Below are 16,258 nucleotides of genomic sequence, written 5' to 3' on the forward strand. Positions count from 1 at the left end.
GAGTAGTTTCATTCACCGAAACTTACTCTTTCGAATTTTTCTAAGGTTTTTAAAGATTTGGTTGCATCCACACCTATTTTTGTAGTTGTTCCATCACTTTCAGCGACCGGATCAAGAGATGAACCCCTTACATTAGGAACAATCATTATATCCCTGTCACCTTTCACACGTGTTGATATTGCATATTCAACATCTTCGGCATCGAAAACATTGACGTCGGTGTCGACTACCACACAATGCTTAAGTGAAGGGTGTGCAGACAATGCAGCCATTATCGCATTTTTTCCGTCTCCTTCGGTCTGTTTTCTAATGGAGACAACTGCGTGCAACCAGCAGCATCCGCCTTCGGTTAGAACAACATTTTCAACTGTAGGAACTGCATTTTTAACAGCCTTAAATATTCTTGGCTCTTGTGGAAGGCCCTGCAGGAGTTTATGTTCAAATCCGGCCGGAATGATTGCATGATAAACCGCATCCTTTTTAATATGCATGGTCTCAAGGTTTATAATCGGCTGGTCACGGATTATGTCATAGGTATCTGTGAGGTCAACGAAAGGACCTTCAGGCACTGTTTCGGTTACTGATATCTTACCTTCAAGAATGATATCGGCCTGAGGGACATTCAAATCGCCGCATTTAATTAGCTCAAGGTTTCCGTTCTTGAATGCATTGGCCACATCCATTTCATCATAATCAATTGGAATTGAGGTTGTGCTTGCAAGCAGAATTGCAGGATCCATTCCTATGGCTATTGCAATTTCCAAATCCTCGCCCAGCTTTTGAGCCCTCTGGAAATAGGTATAAAGGTTTCTTGGAACTATTCTGATAACAAGCCTTTTGTCATCCAAAACCATCATTCTGTGAATTGATGCATTCTGGATACCTGTTTCAGGGTCACGTGCAAAGACAACGCCTGCAGTGATGTATGCTCCGCCGTCCCTTTTGTAATGAGTTAAAATTGGAATTTTGCTTAAATCAACATCCAAAGTTTCATAATCTGAAAAATCAGTGAACTTATCGACTTTTATAGGCTTTTCCATGGCATCGATAATTTTTTGGGTAATCTGTGAAACTTCGCAATTGATTGATTTGGCTATCTTTTCCCTTGTATTGCAGATGCCTGAAATTACCGGCATGTCAAATCCCTTAACGTTTTTTACTATTACAGTGTCTTTTGGATATTGCCTTAAAACCTTTGCAACTTCAAACTCATCTGAAAGCTCTTCTGTAATTTCAATTATGTTATTGTCATCAATTTTCATAGTATCGCCTATAAGTTAATTTTCTTGTCTTTCAATTTATCTAAAAGTTCTGTAATATTCGGATCTTTAATAGCAAGAATTTCACCGGCCAGAACAGCCGCATTTTTACCGTTGTTGATTCCCACGGTTGCAACAGGAACGCCCGGCGGCATACTTACTGTTGTAAGCATATAATCATCACCGTTTTCATTTGTACATGGAACGCCAATTACCGGCCTGTCTGTAATGCCTACAATTCCTCCTGTAACCTGTGAGGAGTTGGAACTGATTCCAATAAATATTTTGGCTTTCTTCATGCACTTTACATAATTTGTGAACTTTTTATTTGACCTGATCGGACAGACTACCTTTGTATCATGGGAAATCTTAAGCCTGTCAAGAATTACTGTAACCTTCTTGGCTGTCGGCAGGTCGGTTTGCCTTCCAACGATTACTACCACTTCAGCATCTTCGTTTTTACATGATATTTCCGCATCCTCATCAATCTTAACCCCATTGACTTCAAGATTTTTAATTCTTAAAAAATCGTTTTGGATATACGGCCTGTCAATCTTTTGAACAATTTCCTCATTGCTTGTATAGACCTTTTCGGCATAAGTCCATCTCAAATCAATTATCTTTCTACGTACTTCCTCATCATGAATGGCTATAAACTGAGCGGCGAGTATTGCGGCATTATCTCCCCTATCTATTCCAACAGTTGCGATAGGAGACGGATACGGCATCTGAACAACAGACTGCAGAGCATCAATTCCACCTGTCTTTACATCAACCGGAACCCCAATAACAGGCCTTGGAGTATAAGCTGCAATAGCTCCCGGCAAGTGAGCTGCAAGTCCTGCAATACCAATGAAAACTTCAATTCCAGCATCACTGGCTTGAGAAACAAGTTCACGGATAAGATTCGGTGTTCTGTGGGCAGATGCTATTTTCAAGCTATATGGTATTTCAAGTTTATCTAAAACGTCCATTGCCTTTTCTGCAACAGCAATATCCGAACCGCTTCCAAGAATTATCATTATTTTTGGTGTCATTTAATCCCTTCTAAAACAAATTATGAATATAATTATTTTATCAAAAGTTATTAATAAATTTGAATATTTGCCTCATCAGATAATCATTGACAGTTGAATCCTGTTTCTTGCCAAATCAACATCCAATACTTTAACGTCCACAATTTCACCGACACTGACAATATCAAGAGGGTGTTTTACATACTGATTTTCAACCAGCTGTGATATGTGGACCAAACCGTCCTGATGAACACCAATATCAACAAACGCACCGAAATCAACAATGTTTCTGACTGTTCCCTGCATTATCATTCCGATTTCCAAATCTTCAATCGACAATACGTTCTTTCTAAGTATCGGTTTCGGCATGTCTTCACGAGGGTCACGGCCCGGTTTTTTCAGCTCGGATATAATGTCTTTAAGTGTTTCTATTCCAACGTCAAGCTCCTGTGAAATGGATTCCAAATCCAGATTATCGAGTTTCAAATTGGAAGAGCCAACATCATCAAGTGAATAATTAAGGCTTTTAAGCAGTTTTTTGGTGACTTCATAGGATTCGGGATGGATTGTAGTATTGTCCAAAGGATAGTCCGGATTGTCAATCTTTACAAAACCTGCACATTGCTCAAAGGTCTTTTTACCTAACTTTTTAACCTTCAAAAGCTCTTTTCTGTTTGTAAAACTTCCGTTTTCATCTCTGTATTCAACGATATTTTGGGCGGTTGTCTTTCCTATTCCTGAAACATGGTTAAGCAGACTGTATGATGCGGTATTCAAGTCCACACCCACTTCATTTACTACCTTTTCAACAACGCCGTCAAGGGATTGTGTAAGCTGCTTCTGGTTCATGTCATGCTGATACTGACCGACGCCAATTGATTTTGGGTCAATCTTTACAAGCTCGGCAAGGGGATCCTGAAGTCTTCTTGCAATTGAAACTGCGCTTCTCTCACCTTCTGAGAAATCCGGAAACTCCTCATCGGCAAGCTCGGAAGCTGAATAAACTGATGCGCCGGCTTCATTAACGATGATATATTCCACATCGGTTCCCTTGATAATTTGAGCTACAATTTCTTCGGATTCCCTGGAAGCTGTTCCGTTTCCGATGGCTATGACATTAATGTCGTATCTGTCAATCAAATCACGGACAGTTTTGATGGACTGTTTGACCTTTTTTTGAGGTTCGGTAGGATAAATGAGAGCGGTATCCAATACCTTTCCTGTCTCGTCAATGATGGCCAGCTTGCAGCCTGTTCTGAATGCCGGGTCCCATCCCAAAATGGTTTTGCCGACCAGGGGAGATTCCATAAGGACCTGATTCAGGTTTTGGGCAAACACTTCAATTGACTTTTCTTCAGCCTTCTCGGTCAAATAGTTCCTAAGCTCCCTTTCAACCGCAGGTGCAATAAGCCTCTTGTAGGAATCTTCAATTGAATCCTTTATTATTGGAGTGGTGTGGCGGTTGTATTCAATCTTTTCGGGAATATTGGAAATGTTTTTTAATGTGTGTCTTGAGAGGTATTTAAGTACCTCATCAATGTCGCAGGTGATTTTGGCCCTGATTACTCCTTCCTTTTCAGCCCTGTTGATGGCCAATATCCTGTGGGGAGGAATCCTTTTAATGTCTTCTGCATAATTGTAATAGGTATCGTATTCTTTTGATATTTCCTTATCCTTAACTTTTGTCTCAATCTGGCCTGTAAAAAAAGTGTTTTTTCTAATTTTTCCCCTAAAATCAGAATTATCTGAAATCACCTCGGCAATGATGTCTTGAGCACCCTGAATAGCTTCATCTGTAGTTTTCACCTCATCGCTGATATATGATTCGGCTATTTTTTCAACCGGTTGGGTAACTTCCTGGCCAAGTATGATGTCGGCCAGAGGCTGAAGGCCCTTTTCTCTTGCCTTGGTGGCTCTTGTCTGTTTTTTAGACTTGAAGGGACGGTACAAATCCTCAAGTTCAACCAGGGTGGAGGCGTTCAATATCCTTTTTTTCAAATCATCGTCCAAACTTCCAAGCTCGTCAATTCTTTTTATGACCTTCTGCTTTTTGTTTTCAAGATTTCTAAGATATTTCAACCTTTCATCAAATTTCCTTAAGGTTTCATCATTCAAAGACCCTGTAACGTCCTTTCTATAACGGGCAATGAACGGTATTGTATTTCCATCATCAATTAAGTTAATTACTTTTTTTACTTGCCAATCGGCTAAATCTAATTCCTTTTCAAGTGTTTGAGCTATCATCAAATTACAGTCCTATTTCTAAATATAGTTCATTATTGACTTGCAAATAATTTAAAATTTATTATTCTAACAAAAAAGCCCCAAAATGACAATACTATTTATATTACTTAAAGGATAAATTTATAAATAATTAAAATAATAACGGTGAATTTAGTGTATTGGTTTATTGTACTTCTTGCATTTCTACTTGCAGGCATAAAAACTGAAAAGCCAAAAAAATATCAGAAGGTTTCGGTAATCATACCTGCATACAATGAAGAGGATACAGTTTCTAAAGTTGTTGAAGTGGTCAATAAAGTGTCGTTTGTAGATGAAATCATCGTCGTTAATGATGGATCAAGCGACAATACCGAAGCCGAAGCAACAAAAGCTGGTGCCATTGTAATTAATCACGAAACCAACAAGGGAAAAGGTGAAGCTTTAAACACTGGTTTTAAGGAAGCGGAATGTGATATCATAGCATTTATCGATGCTGACATTTACAACCTCACTTCCAAAAAGGTTGAAGCTATGATAAGGCCTATCCTTGAAGGCAAAGCTGAAATTACAAAAACTAAATTTGCCCGTGAAAGTGGACGCGTAACCGAACTTACCGCAAAACCTTTACTGAACTTTTTCTTCCCGGAAATTTCATTCGAACAGCCATTGAGCGGTCAGTTTGCGGCACGTAAGGAAGTACTGAAGAAAATTAATTTTGAAATGGACTACGGTGTCGATGTAGGTATCGTTATCGACGCTGACGTTTTGGGAATCTCTATAATGGAAGTGGACATCGGTGCGATTCAGCATGACATGTCCCCTCTTGCCGATTTAAACATAATGGCAAACGAAGTTGTAAGAACCATAATCAGCCGTGCCAACAAGTACGGCAGGGTTACAATGATTGACGATATCGGATACTATATCAGAATGGCTATCGTAGGATTGTCACTGGTGATTCTCGGACTGTTTATAATATTCTTTGTCAAATTTGTTCCGCTGGTTCTTGCCGTTATAATAAGCATCATCGGAATGATAATAGCTATCTACTACATCATCAGAGTCATTGTGAAATCCATTGTCATGTTTAGAAAGACACCGAAGGGAAGCCTAATAAGATCATTTATCAAAATCCACTTTCCAATGATTATATCCATTATCATATTGCTTTTGATGATTTCAACATTCATCGGTGCAGCCCATTTCGAAAATGGTGTGATTTCAGTTGAACCGAACTCAAGAAACCTGATTATCTATGCGGATGACTCCCCAAGGGAAAATTCAATTACCGCAAGAGGTCCGTTCACCATAGATACTGCAATCGAAAATGAATCAGACCAGATAAGGATGCCTGAAGACGCCATGATGACGCTGGGTATCAAGGTAAACGATACCATGGTAATTGATGGTAAAGCCTATACCATCAACAGCACACGTCCGGGCGACCAGGACATCATAAGATTACCGCTTGATGCTAAAAAAGAATTGAATGTGGAAACAGATGCCGTGATTCAAAACAGCCGTTTGAAAGAGGTATTTGAAGGCGTTGGAGTGCTCCACCATTATGAAAGCGGCAACATTACCGCAATAGAGAAATTCACAGTATCCTCAAGGGACAAGGAGGGATGCAACTTTGAAGTGTTTATCGACAATGAATCTGTCACCACCTCATTTGGAATATTCAGAGACGGCTCCACATATGACATTACAGTCAATGACGTGGTAGTAAAATCAGTTACATGCACAAACCATACATTCAGCGACAGCGAATTTACCTACAATGGCCATGAAATCAAAATTGTATTTGTAGACAGAAACAATACCTCAATAAAGCAATTTGTAAGATCCGAGCAAGGCAATTTCTTAAATTTATATATTGAAGAAGTTTAGAAGGTGAGTAAACACCCACCCTAGAAATCATTCAAACTAGACAAAATATGTCCGCATTAAAATTCCACTTCACAGGATTTTGTTTTTGAAAAACCCTCACCTTGAAAACTATAACCTATTTTTGCTTTCGAGTGAACAATTATCTCACCAGACTTACTTACTAAGTAAGGCCCAAATTGACCAATGGTACGAGATGACTAAAAAAATAAGGCCATCAAGGAGTACTGGAGCCATAACTTCCCTCCAATGGAGATTTAATTCGACGAATATTTCCATGTTTTCACATCTCCAACATTTATTAAATGAATTTTTATAGTTCAAATGAATATATGTTATTACTTATTTTATAAAAAGTATTACATTGAAGATATTTAAAAAAATTTAAATACTAAAAAAAACTACTAATATACATCGGCGAATATTAAAATGGATTTATATTTCCATTTAATAATATAGAAAGGATATACATTAAAATCCTTTCTTCATTATTAAAAAAAACTTATTTTAAAAAAAATAGTAAGAATCTAAGAAAATATCTTAGATTATTTTTTGTCATATGCTTTTACAGCTTCTTCAACATCATCATAAAGACCTAAAGCTGCCAAAGCTCCAACTTTTCCCTGTTCGCCTGTTACGGCAATCAAAGGAATACCCAATTCTTCTGCAACACTTTCAGCAGTTTCAACATCCATCATGCCTGATTTTGTAGCGATTGAATATTCCCTTAATTTTTCAGGAATATCAAGGCCTTCCAAAATGGCTATGGCTGTCTTATCAGATAAAGTGTCCCTTTTAAGAATTTCAATAACCCTATCAATCAATTCCTGCTTTTTGGATTCTTCAACTGCAAATGTCAATGCAATTGAAACGCAGTTTTGAGTCTTGTGAGGATTGTGCGGATATAGCTGAACAATAATGTGGTCAAGGTATTCAAAACCTTCACCTGCAAGTTCAACGCCCAAATTATGTGCCATGGTCCAGGTAGCGCCGGCATCCTTGGTGTCAGTGTCATCTACACCAATGACGACCTTTTCAAGTTTAGGTGTTACAACGGTTGCCTTACCGGCTTTTGAACCGCCTCCGACTTGAATAAGCTCAACATACTTAACGCCTTCACCCATTCCTCTGCACATTCCGGCACCGACACCCGCTCCGGCAAGACCTGCATGAGTTACCTTAACTTCATCGCCGTCGACGATGATTTCGTCAATCCCTGCAGCGTTGAAACTGGCCTTCAAGTCAAGGGGAGCGCTTCCGACATGACAGGAATAGACATGCTTGTTTCCATCACGGTAAGCTGAATCGATTAATTCTGAATTGTTTCTGTATTGGTTCAGCAACCAATGGGATCCTGAAATGCACGGATGGTATTCTACGATTTCAACCTTGTCACCATCCACCATGGTGAGAACCTTCTGGTATGGTGCAATCCACGGATCTTGAAATTTTTCTCTTAATTCGTCAGGTTTTAAGATTTCCATCTAATCACTAAATTTCTTTTAATCTGTCACACATTTTGATTGCTGCTTCAACTGCACTTTTTGCGTTTTTGACACGTCTGTGAGCATCCATTCTTGTCATTCCAGGACCGGTGATACCGAGTGCTACAGGAGTGTCGTATTCAAGTGCTAAATCAGCGATTTTACGGGAAGCGTGTTGTGCTACAATTTGGTCGTGGTCTGTTGCACCTTCAATTACGGCACCTAAGGTAATGATTGCATCATATTCGTCTTTCTGCAATAATTTCTTGATTACAAGAGGCATGTCAAATACGCCTGGTACAGCTACCACTTTAGTGATTTCGCATCCTCTGTTTTTAGCTTCAGCCTGAGCTAATTCCAACATCATTTGTGTAATATCATAATTAAATTCAGCAACCACTGCTGCTATTTCATATTTTGCCATTTTATCTACCTCTTTTTAGTTTATCCGAATATAATCAGTAAGAATCCTGCTACCCCACTTACTACCATAATGAATATGATAAAAAGTGCAGCCAATTGCATTCTACTCAATTTTTTGAAATTCATATTTTTTTACTCCATTATTTTTTTATAGATTATTTTTAACCGCTTCGGCAAGTTCCATTGTTGTAGCGGAACCTCCCAAATCACCGGTTAAAATATTAGCGTCATTCAGTACTTTTAAAATAGCCTCTTCAAACCTGTCTGAGGCTTCGCCTTCACCAATGTATTTAAGCATCATTACAGCAGACAGCATCATTGCTATAGGATTTGCGATGCCCTTTCCTGCAATGTCCGGTGCAGAACCGTGAACAGGTTCAAACAATGCTGCATCATGACCTATATTGGCAGATGGAATCAGTCCCAAACCGCCTACAAGACCGGCACCCTCATCTGAGAGGATGTCTCCGAAAAGGTTTGTTGTTACGATGACTTCAAAGTTTTGAGGCTGTGTAATAAGATACATCGCCGTTGCATCGACATAAAAGTCCTCGGTTGCAATGTCCGGATATCTTTTTGCAACTTCATAGAAAATGTCCTTAAACAAACCGTCACTTTTCTTCAATACATTAGCTTTATGAACTGCAGTAACTTTGGATTTGTTGTTTTCTACTGCATAATTAAATGCGTAATCGATTATGCGTTCTTCTGCTTTTCTTGTTATGATACGTCTTGCAACTGCGCCTTCATCTGTATATTCCTCTTCATCTGCAATATACATTCCTTCGGTATTTTCACGCACAATCATGAAATCGATATTGTCAAACAGCGCATTTGTATTTGGATAAGATTTAACAGGCCTTAGGTTTGCAAACATCTTCATTTCCTGACGTATCTTAACGATTACATCAGCTGCGGTTTCGCCTGCCGCACCAAAAAGGCATGCGTCACAGCTGCGAATGATTTCAAGGGTTTTTTGCGGAAGTGCAGTACCTGTCCTTTCAAGGCATTCGTCTCCGGCCTCGCCATAGACATAATCAAAATCAATGCCCAGGCTGTCAAGAACATGAATTGTAGCTTCCATAACTTCCTTTCCGATTCCGTCGCCCGGAACAATAGCTATCTGATATTTATCTTTTGTTTTTGAGGTACTCAATCAAACCACCCTGTTCTAGAATCTCCAACATGAATGGAGGCAATTTTTTAAATTCAATTGAATCTCCATTATTATTGGTTATAATTCCCTTTTCCATGTCAACTTCAATTTCTTCGCCGTCTTCAACAAGACCTGTAATTCCGGGAGCTTCAAGAAGGGGAACGCCTACATTGGTGGCATTCCTATAGAAAATTCTTGCAAAGGATTCCGCAATTACGGCAGCAACTCCAACGCCCTTAAGCGCTATTGGAGCATGTTCTCTAGAAGATCCGCATCCGAAATTTTTTCCGGCTACAATGAAATCTCCCTTTTTGCACTTTTTGTGAAAATCCGCATCCAGACCTTCCATGCAATGTTTGGACAGCCGTTCTTCATCAGTGTAAATCAAATATCTTCCCGGAACAATAATGTCCGTATCAATATCATTTCCAAATTTCCACGCAGTTCCTTTCACAATATCACTCCGGTGCCACTATTCTTCCTTCAATGGCTGAAGCCGCAGCTACGGCCGCTGAAGAGAGATAGACTTCACCATCCGGTGAGCCCTGTCTTCCTTTAAAGTTTCTGTTAGAAGTTGAAAGGCTTACTTCACCAGGCCCGATAATTCCTGTATGTCCTCCCAGACACGGACCACAGCAAGGAGCGGATACAAGCGCTCCTGCATCAACAAATATTCTGATTAGTCCTTCATCCAATGCCTTTGAATAAACCTCTTTTGAAGCTGGAATGACAAGCATTCTGGTATCCTTAGCTATCTTTTTGCCTTTCAATATCTTTGCGGCGTCTCTAAGGTCACTTAATCTTCCATTGGTACATGACCCGATGAACACCTGGTCAATCTGCTTGTCAACTTCACTGACCGGCTTTACGTTATCCACATGATGAGGACAGGCCACTTGTGGCTCCAAATCAGATACATCAATATCAATTATATTAAGAGATGGGGAATCCAAATCGGTTTTATAAACATTGTACGGTTTTGAAGAGCGGCTTTCAACATACTCGATTGTTTTCCTGTCAGGCTCCACCAATCCTGTTTTTCCACCCATTTCAATTGCCATGTTACATAAAACCATCCTATCTGACACGCTCATGTCTGAAACGGTTTTTCCGGCAAATTCGCAGGCCTTATATGTTGAACCGTCAGCGCCGATACTACCGATTATATGCAGGATAACATCCTTTGCATAAACATTTTCCTTCAGTTTTCCGGTTATTTCAAATCTGTTTGTTTCGGGTACCTTAAACCATAAATTACCCTCTGCAAATACCATTGCCATATCGGTTGAACCTATACCGGTGGCAAAAGCTCCTAAAGCTCCATGAGTACATGTATGTGAATCGGCACCTACAATAACTTCTCCGGGCACGACATGACCCAATTCCGGAAGTATCTGATGACAGACCCCTGCATTGACATCATAAAAATTTTCAATGCCCTGCTGCTTTACAAACCTTCTCATAATCAGATGGTTATTAGCGGAGTCTATAGAATCTGCAGGAACCTGATGGTCAAACGGAATGACAATTTTCGATGGATCCCAAACCTTTTCAGCACCAATCTTTTCAAATGATTCCACTGAAAGCGGTCCGGTCAAGTCGTGTGTCATTGCAACGTCAATGTTTGCAATAACTATGTCTCCGGCTTCAACTTCATCCTTTCCGGATGCCTTTGCTAATATTTTTTCAGACATGGTTGGCATAATTTTAAACCTCTTAATAATGATAATTATTTATATTTTATAAAATATATAAGTTCGTTTTATTTTTAAGTGAAAATTGATTTTTTAATGTTTATATATAATGTATAACAAAATATATGTCATGAGTAATTCAATTTTAAAAAGATTTAGGAAAAAAGAAGAGCCTGTAATTGAAGAAACCACAACAGTCATTGAAGATAGAGAATATTGGATTTCAATGATGCGAAAAATAACCTTACCGGTTTTAACCAACCTTGCAAAAGGTTCATTGAGAAAAAACATGCCTTATGAATCAACCAGTCTTGAAGGACAGAAGTTTTCATACCTTGAAGCGTTTGCACGTGTATTCAATGGAATATCATCCTGGCTGGAACTCGGACCTGACAGTTCAGAGGAAGGCATACTTCGTGAAAAATACATAAGATTAACGTTAAAGGCTATTTCAAATGCGGTCAATCCGAATCATAACGATTACATTTTTGTTGTGGAACCTAAACAGTCTCTGGTTGACGTTGCTCTTTTTGCTCAAGGATTACTCAGGGCCAAAAATGAAATCTGGCTCAATTTACAAATGGATGACCAGGCTCGAATCATCCGTGAACTTAAAAATACAAGGGTTATAGCACCCTATGAAAATCACTGGCTGTTATTTACATCCATGATTGAAGCTGCTCTTTTGGAATTCACAGGAGAATGTGACAAAGAGCGTTTAAGTTATGGAATCAGCAGATTCAGAGATGAATTTTATATTGGAGACGGAATCTACTCTGATGGAGAAGACTTTACAATGGGATACTTCAACAGTATCGTCATTCACCCTATGCTAAACGACATTTTAAAGGTCATGAGAAAATATGGAATTGCAGAAGGTGAATTCCTGGATGTGCAACTGATGAGATCATCAAGATTGGCTTCCGAACTTGAAAGGGTAATTTCACCGGAAGGTACATATCCTCTATTAGGAAGTTGCCTTTCATACCGTTGCGGCATTTTCCACCTGCTTTCACAGGCAGCGTTATTGAGAATATTGCCTAGAAACATAAATCCCGCTCAGGTAAGATGCGCATTGACAAAAATATTGAAAAAGCAGTTTGGAGACAATACCAACTTCAACAGTGCAGGATGGTTGATTGTCGGTTTGAACGGTTCACAAATAGATATTTCAGAAAGCGACATTAACACAGGAAGTCTGTACCTATGCTGTTCAGTATTTTTAGCTTTGGGACTTCAGGAAAGTGATCCTTTCTGGACTTCACCGTTTGCAGAGTGGAGCAGCCTTCAGGCATGGAACGGTAATCCAATCCAGAAAGACCAGTCAATTGACTTTTAGATATTTCCCAAGTGGATATATTCTATTCCTTTTTTTATTGCAATATTTCTCGCTTCAAAAAGAGTTGATTCATAAGTTGGAGAAATATCATTCATTTTATAATATGGAAACGCCCTTGTGAAATGAAGCGGAACTTCCGGACCCAATTCATCGACAACAAAGTCACATAACTGTTCTATTTCTTCGCTCGAATCATTGTGATTGTTGATAATCAGGTTTGTAATTTCAAGATGCTTTCCTTCAAGATAAATTCTTTTCAAATTATCCAGAACGATATCCAAATCAGCACCGCAGACCTTTTTATAAAATTCCTGAGACATTGACTTCAAGTCTATGTTGAATGCATCGACGAATGTTAGAACCTCTTCGATGGACTGCCTTGAAAAATAACCGTTGCTGACATAGATTACCTTCAGGCCCCTTTGGCGTGCAAGAAGGGAAGTTTTTTTGCTGAAAGGTAAGTGTATCGTAGGTTCATTATAGGTCCAAGCAATGGATTTGCAATTATACTTGACTGCATTTTCCACAATCGTTTCTGGAAGTATTTTAATGCCTCTTGAAAGTTTGTCATACTCATGAGATATCATATAGTTCTGGCAGTGCAAACATGTCATGTTACACCCAAAACCACCAATCGAGTATGTAAATGTGCCGGGCATGAAATGATGGAGAGGCTTTTTTTCAATCGGATCCGGACTCAATGATGAGACTATGCCATAGCTTTCATCATGCAATTCGCCATTGATGTTTTTGTGCTGTCTGCATACTCCAAAACTGCCGTCAGAAATCTTGCAGTAATTGGCGCATATCTCACATCTGACTTTCTGTGATTTGGAGCTTTTCTTGTAAAGATTGCTATTCACTAACATAATGCTCATAACCCCTGTTTTCAATTTCAATGACAATATCGTTTTGTAAGGTAAGTTCCACCTTATCCGAAGAGTTTACCTCACCAATTACTATATAATCCATATCCAATTTTTCCAAATCCTCTTTAGCGATTGTAAAAAGCAATTCAAAATCCTCACCCACGTGTAAAATCAAATCAAGATAGTCCAGATTCAGTTGTCTGGCCATCCGCTTAAATTCATCTGAAATATTAAGCATTTCCTCATAAATCATAAAACCGAAGCCATCTTTTTTGATTTCATATAGTTCGCTTGCAAGACCGTCGGTAATGTCAGTTGCTGATGTGGCATTGGCCTCTTTTATCATGATTCCCTCTTTAAGTCTTGCTATTGGCTTTAAAGACTTTTTGGAATAGATATTGTCCTGGGTCTTTAAGTTGAATCCCAAAGCGGCATGACCTATATCTCCTGTAATGACAACCAAATCGCCGATAGAATAGCTATTTTTAAGCAACGGTTTGTCGCACAATCCCAGTGCGGTTCCGGAAATTATGATTTCGGATGCCTCATTTGTATCGCCTCCAATCAGCGGAATGGAATAGAAACTGCATGCGCCAAGCACACCATCTATTATTTGCTTAAAATCATCGATTGGCAAATCCTTCGGTATTGCAATCGACAGTAAAAATCCCAGCGGACTGGCTCCCATTGCCGCAAGGTCACTGACATTGACGGTTACGGATTTGAACCCCATTTCAAAATATGACATGTTTTCGGGAAAATGCCTTGACTGAATCAGCATGTCGCAGGTTGAAATCAAATTGGTGCCATCCAACTTGGAAATAGCCGTATCATCTGCAACGATATCGTTTGAAGCTGAAATGATGTATCTGACTAGCTCCTTTTCACCGACATCCGATACTTTTAAATTCATGAGTTATAGTATCTATCTTAAAATAAATATAGTTTAAGAAATTTGAAAAAAAAGGTAAAAAAAGGTTTCAGAAACTATAAATTATCTGAAACTCTGTCTTTAATGATTTCGTATAAACGTGTATCGATTCCTAACGGGTCGGTCAGGACGATTTCGCCATCAAAGTGAACTTCCTCTTCATCGTGGTCATGATGGTGGTGATGATGATGTCCGTGATCGTGGTCATGGTCGTGGTCATGTCCATGGTCATGATGGTGGTGGTGATGACCGGAAACGGATTCTTCATCAAAATCGCTTTCAATTCCTAAAAGTTGTGGAATGTCCCTTTTTGTGTGAAGCCCGTGAGCTACAAATACAGGAACAACGACAATTTTGTCCAAATCGTTTTCTTCAGATAATTTTTTGATTGTTTCAGGAATACCCGGTTTTCTGATTTCCATAAATCCGTATTCTACAGGAATTTCAGGAAATTCTTCTTCATACATTTCTTTATAAGCTTTAATTACTTCTTCACCATCGTCCAGTCTTGAACCGTGGCTTAAAAGTAAGATTCCAGTTTTTTCAGTCATGATTTATCATCCTTTAATGATTAATAATTAAGTTGTAAGTTAAATTCATTTAAGTTATCTTGAAAAAAAAATTTTTCAAAAAAAATATGAAAAATTATAATTTTTCATCTACCATTTTAGCTAAAATATCTATCAGAATGTCATCGGCCTTGATAGGCTGCGGATATAATATTTCACCGTCAAACTCGACAGGAGTCAGGTCGTGTGAGTGATCATGGTCGTGGCCATGGTCATGTGAATGTTCATGTTCATGAGCTTCCAGAAATCCAAGGATGTGCGGAATGTCATGAGTTGTATGCATTCCAGGTGCAATGAATACCGGAACGACAACCAATCTTTCCAAATCGTTTTCATCCACAAGTTTATTGATGGATTCTGGAATGCTAGGACCACATAATTCCATAAACCCGAAACTTGACGGTAAATCACAGGTTTTCTCAAATTTATTATATAACTCTGTGGCAAATTCCTTATTGTAATTTAGCCTTGAGCCGTGAGTGACAAGCAGGATTCCGGTTTTTGCATCCTCATCCAATTTGGATTCGGATAAAGCCTCCCCGATTCTTTTATCTATGATATCCAAAAGTTCATCACGAGGTCCAATTGATTCCAACAGTTCGATTTCACCGTCAAAATCCACATCATCGGCTATTGACAGGTAATGTTCCGGCGGATAATTTCCATCAGGACATCTTGGATCTTCTTCCAAAGGCTCCAAACCAAGCAATTGCGGTATATCAATGTTTGTGTGAATCCCCGGAGCCAAAAATACAGGAAGTGCAATGATTCTATCCAAATCATCAACTTCATCTTTAAGTATTTCAACTGCACCGGCTATGGTAGGCTCTGAAACCTTCATGTAACCAATTTCGGTAGCCAAACCTGTTGCCTTGATGAATTTTTCTTTGATTTGTGTGAATACTTCTTCAGCATAAGGTAGAGTACTTCCGTGACTAACTAAAATAACGGCAGTATTATTTGATAACTTTGAATTTGTATCCATAGGAGATTACTCCGTCTTTTCCATCCTCTCTAATTCTTCTGAATACCATTTCTACATCATCACCAATTTCAATGTCATCAACATCACAGTCAACAAGCTGGGATGTTAATTTTGCACCTTCTTCGAGTTCGATAACAGCAACAGCATATGGTGCTGATTTCTTGAAATCGTCAGGAGCTGATCTGATTATTGAAAATGTGTGAATTTTACCTTTTCCACTGAATTGGAATGGTTCAAGATTACCTTTTCTTCTGCAGTTAGGACAAACTACACGGGATGGGAAGAATAACTCTCCACAGGTAGTACATTTAGAACCAATAAGATTGTATCTCTGTTGTATATGACGCCATGTTCTAACAGTATCTGACATGTAAATCCTCCATATATTTTCAATATGTATAATATCTAAATGATAATATAAAT

General features: G+C 38.9%; 15 protein-coding genes. 2 read left to right on the forward strand and 13 right to left on the reverse strand.

Features of this window, described 5'->3' with window-relative positions:
* Nucleotides 1-8 precede the first annotated feature (8 nt).
* From Q0W04_RS00745 to Q0W04_RS00755, 3 genes are all read right to left on the reverse strand, one after another.
* Nucleotides 9-1,262 carry a UbiD family decarboxylase gene (locus Q0W04_RS00745; RefSeq protein ID WP_298498923.1) on the reverse strand — a complete coding sequence of 418 codons (1,254 nt, stop codon included), beginning with the start codon at nt 1,260-1,262 and terminating at the stop codon, nt 9-11.
* 8 nt (nt 1,263-1,270) lie between these two features.
* Nucleotides 1,271-2,296 (reverse strand): 5-(carboxyamino)imidazole ribonucleotide mutase, encoded by a 1,026-nt coding sequence (gene purE / locus Q0W04_RS00750; RefSeq protein WP_298498926.1) that lies wholly within the window; start codon nt 2,294-2,296, stop codon nt 1,271-1,273.
* Nucleotides 2,297-2,371: 75 nt separating this feature from the next.
* On the reverse strand, nt 2,372-4,519 hold the full coding sequence (locus Q0W04_RS00755; RefSeq protein ID WP_298498929.1) for a Tex family protein: 2,148 nt from the start codon (nt 4,517-4,519) through the stop codon (nt 2,372-2,374).
* 153 nt (nt 4,520-4,672) lie between these two features.
* On the opposite strand from Q0W04_RS00755, the gene Q0W04_RS00760 reads away from it, so the two are divergent.
* Complete coding sequence (locus Q0W04_RS00760; protein WP_298498932.1) at nt 4,673-6,388, forward strand: glycosyltransferase; 1,716 nt, start codon at nt 4,673-4,675, stop codon at nt 6,386-6,388.
* 542 nt (nt 6,389-6,930) lie between these two features.
* On the opposite strand, the gene mmp11 is transcribed toward Q0W04_RS00760, so the two are convergent.
* From mmp11 to hacA, 5 genes are all read right to left on the reverse strand, one after another.
* Complete coding sequence (gene mmp11 / locus Q0W04_RS00765; protein ID WP_298498935.1) at nt 6,931-7,869, reverse strand: methanogenesis marker protein 11; 939 nt, start codon at nt 7,867-7,869, stop codon at nt 6,931-6,933.
* 7 nt (nt 7,870-7,876) lie between these two features.
* On the reverse strand, nt 7,877-8,293 hold the full coding sequence (gene ribH, locus Q0W04_RS00770) for a 6,7-dimethyl-8-ribityllumazine synthase (protein ID WP_298498938.1): 417 nt from the start codon (nt 8,291-8,293) through the stop codon (nt 7,877-7,879).
* Between the two features lie 147 nt (nt 8,294-8,440).
* Complete coding sequence (locus tag Q0W04_RS00775) at nt 8,441-9,448, reverse strand: isocitrate/isopropylmalate family dehydrogenase (RefSeq protein ID WP_298498941.1); 1,008 nt, start codon at nt 9,446-9,448, stop codon at nt 8,441-8,443.
* Nucleotides 9,423-9,902, reverse strand: coding sequence for a 3-isopropylmalate dehydratase small subunit (locus Q0W04_RS00780; RefSeq protein WP_298498945.1), 480 nt, complete (start codon nt 9,900-9,902; stop codon nt 9,423-9,425). The genes Q0W04_RS00775 and Q0W04_RS00780 overlap by 26 nt, the downstream gene beginning before the upstream one ends.
* A gap of 4 nt (nt 9,903-9,906) precedes the next feature.
* Nucleotides 9,907-11,151 (reverse strand): homoaconitase large subunit, encoded by a 1,245-nt coding sequence (gene hacA / locus Q0W04_RS00785; protein WP_298498948.1) that lies wholly within the window; start codon nt 11,149-11,151, stop codon nt 9,907-9,909.
* Between the two features lie 100 nt (nt 11,152-11,251).
* Between hacA and Q0W04_RS00790 the strand changes: the two genes are divergently transcribed.
* Nucleotides 11,252-12,481, forward strand: coding sequence for a DUF2264 domain-containing protein (locus tag Q0W04_RS00790; RefSeq protein WP_298498953.1), 1,230 nt, complete (start codon nt 11,252-11,254; stop codon nt 12,479-12,481).
* On the opposite strand, the gene amrS is transcribed toward Q0W04_RS00790, so the two are convergent.
* The 5 genes from amrS to Q0W04_RS00815 all read right to left on the reverse strand — a co-directional run bounded on the left by amrS (nt 12,478) and on the right by Q0W04_RS00815 (nt 16,205).
* Nucleotides 12,478-13,350: an AmmeMemoRadiSam system radical SAM enzyme gene (amrS, locus tag Q0W04_RS00795; RefSeq protein WP_298498956.1), complete on the reverse strand. Its 873-nt coding sequence runs from the start codon at nt 13,348-13,350 to the stop codon at nt 12,478-12,480. The two genes, Q0W04_RS00790 and amrS, sit on opposite strands and share 4 nt — an antisense overlap.
* Nucleotides 13,337-14,263, reverse strand: a complete 927-nt coding sequence (gene thiL, locus Q0W04_RS00800) for a thiamine-phosphate kinase (protein ID WP_298498959.1) — start codon at nt 14,261-14,263, stop codon at nt 13,337-13,339. The genes amrS and thiL overlap by 14 nt, the downstream gene beginning before the upstream one ends.
* A 74-nt stretch (nt 14,264-14,337) precedes the next feature.
* Entirely contained in the window at nt 14,338-14,832 is a 495-nt protein-coding gene (cfbA, locus tag Q0W04_RS00805; RefSeq protein WP_298498962.1) for a sirohydrochlorin nickelochelatase, read from the reverse strand.
* A 94-nt stretch (nt 14,833-14,926) separates the two neighbouring features.
* Nucleotides 14,927-15,835, reverse strand: a complete 909-nt coding sequence (gene cfbA / locus Q0W04_RS00810) for a sirohydrochlorin nickelochelatase (RefSeq protein ID WP_298498964.1) — start codon at nt 15,833-15,835, stop codon at nt 14,927-14,929.
* Nucleotides 15,807-16,205, reverse strand: coding sequence for a Zn-ribbon domain-containing OB-fold protein (locus Q0W04_RS00815; RefSeq protein ID WP_298498967.1), 399 nt, complete (start codon nt 16,203-16,205; stop codon nt 15,807-15,809). Before Q0W04_RS00815 ends, cfbA (Q0W04_RS00810) begins: the two co-directional genes overlap by 29 nt.
* Nucleotides 16,206-16,258: the final 53 nt, after the last annotated feature.

The organism is uncultured Methanobrevibacter sp. (assembly GCF_947170395.1).
Lineage (GTDB): Archaea > Methanobacteriota > Methanobacteria > Methanobacteriales > Methanobacteriaceae > Methanocatella.

Bases quoted from the DNA above. Each gene is read 5' to 3' on its own strand.
- Q0W04_RS00745 (WP_298498923.1), bottom strand. From the start codon at position 1,262: ATGAAAATTGATGACAATAACATAATTGAAATTACAGAAGAGCTTTCA.
- purE (WP_298498926.1), bottom strand. From the start codon at position 2,296: ATGACACCAAAAATAATGATAATTCTTGGAAGCGGTTCGGATATTGCT.
- Q0W04_RS00755 (WP_298498929.1), bottom strand. From the start codon at position 4,519: ATGATAGCTCAAACACTTGAAAAGGAATTAGATTTAGCCGATTGGCAA.
- mmp11 (WP_298498935.1), bottom strand. From the start codon at position 7,869: ATGGAAATCTTAAAACCTGACGAATTAAGAGAAAAATTTCAAGATCCG.
- ribH (WP_298498938.1), bottom strand. From the start codon at position 8,293: ATGGCAAAATATGAAATAGCAGCAGTGGTTGCTGAATTTAATTATGAT.
- hacA (WP_298498948.1), bottom strand. From the start codon at position 11,151: ATGCCAACCATGTCTGAAAAAATATTAGCAAAGGCATCCGGAAAGGAT.
- Q0W04_RS00790 (WP_298498953.1), top strand. From the start codon at position 11,252: ATGTATAACAAAATATATGTCATGAGTAATTCAATTTTAAAAAGATTT.
- amrS (WP_298498956.1), bottom strand. From the start codon at position 13,350: ATGTTAGTGAATAGCAATCTTTACAAGAAAAGCTCCAAATCACAGAAA.
- thiL (WP_298498959.1), bottom strand. From the start codon at position 14,263: ATGAATTTAAAAGTATCGGATGTCGGTGAAAAGGAGCTAGTCAGATAC.
- cfbA (WP_298498962.1), bottom strand. From the start codon at position 14,832: ATGACTGAAAAAACTGGAATCTTACTTTTAAGCCACGGTTCAAGACTG.
- cfbA (WP_298498964.1), bottom strand. From the start codon at position 15,835: ATGGATACAAATTCAAAGTTATCAAATAATACTGCCGTTATTTTAGTT.
- Q0W04_RS00815 (WP_298498967.1), bottom strand. From the start codon at position 16,205: ATGTCAGATACTGTTAGAACATGGCGTCATATACAACAGAGATACAAT.